The 1,527-nt window shown below is 36.3% G+C and carries 1 protein-coding gene; it reads right to left on the bottom strand.

Annotation, left to right across the window (positions count from 1 at the left end):
- Nucleotides 1-1,460, bottom strand: a 1,460-nt coding sequence (locus ACN4EE_RS23285) for an SLC13 family permease (protein ID WP_431708891.1), incomplete at its 3' end; no start/stop codon positions are given.
- Nucleotides 1,461-1,527 lie beyond the last annotated feature (67 nt).

The raw sequence follows: 1,527 nt of genomic DNA, 5'->3' as shown, positions 1-1,527 counted from the left end.
GTTAATAAGTTATCAGCTAACCATTGATTAGTGCCAGAATTATCCATAGCGATACCGAGGGGGATTAATCCTGCTAACAAGAAAATAATATCCCATCGCACAGCCCCATAAATTTCGCCCGGTTTGAGGCATCCTGTAATTACCATTAAGATAACTCCTGCTAAACTACTGACTAAAATAGGTACAATATCCAAAGCCGAAATTAAAATAACCCCCACAATAATCCCTAATGCAATAGATATTTTTTCTTGTCTTAAACCTTCTCTATTTTTTTCTTCTAAAACTAATAATTCTCTAGTGGTTTGTAAACCGATAAAACTTTCCCTTGGGGCTTGAATTAAGAGTAAATCTCCAAATTTTAAAGTAACTTTTCCTAGTCTTTCTCTAATTAATTCTTGTCCTCTCCTAATAGCTAATACCGTACAATTATAACGTTGACGAAAACGTAAATCTTTTAAAGTTGTACCAATTAAACGAGAATTTGAAAGGATTAAAACTTCAGCAATTTTTTCCTCTACTTGACTATTTTCTATTTCCATTTCTGCTGAACTAAATTTAAAATCAGCTAAAATTTCTACCCCTCTTTCATCTTTTATATTTAGTAAATTATTACGGCTTCCTCTTACTAATAAAATATCTCCGACACTTAATACTTTATCGGCTAACGGCGGTGGAAAATGCTCATCATTGCGGATAATTTCTAACACATCTAAATCAAATTTTCGCTGAATTTCACTACTGCGTAATGTTTGTCCAATTAAACTAGAATGGGGGGGGATAATCATTTCACTGACGTATTCTTTTAATTCATAATCGTCACTTAAAGACTCTCCTCCTTCTGGTTTTCTCGCAGGTAATAATTTTGGTGAAGCTAAGGCAATATAAACTAAGCCGATAAAGAAAACTGGTAAACCTAATGCGGTAAATTGAAAAATAGTAAATTCAGGATAGCCTAATTGTACCGCTACACCACTGGCTAAAATATTGGTAGATGTACCCACTAAAGTAATTAATCCTCCTAATATTGTCAGAAAAGACATAGGGATTAAGAGTTTGGAAATGGAGGTTTTTGTCTGTTTACTCCATTGTTCCACGATGGGCAAAAAAATGGCGACTACTGCGGTATTATTGATAAAGGCACTAATAGGGCCTACAATCATTCCCATAGTGAAAATCTGTCGAGAAGGGTTTTTGCCTCCCCATGTGATTAACCAATCTCTGACTACGTTTAATACCCCTGTTTTAGTGATACTAGCGCTAAGGATAAACATTGCCATAACGGTAATGGTGGCGGAGTTGCCGAATCCTGATATACCTTCACTGGGGGATACTAACCCTAATAGCATTAAAACCACTGTAATTGTTAAGGCGGTTAAGTCAACGGGCAACCATTCGGCGATAAAGGCGATGAGGGAAATTATTAAAACGGTGATAGTGAGAAAGATTGGTGATATATCCATGAAAGAAATTTAAGAGTGGAGATGAAAGAGAGAGGGGGAAGAGGGGAAGAGGGGAAGAGGGGAAGAG

Source organism: Geminocystis sp. CENA526, assembly GCF_050753365.1.
GTDB lineage: Bacteria > Cyanobacteriota > Cyanobacteriia > Cyanobacteriales > Cyanobacteriaceae > Geminocystis.
Note: the sequence above shows the minus strand (reverse complement) of the source record. Positions and strands in the feature narration are given on the sequence as shown.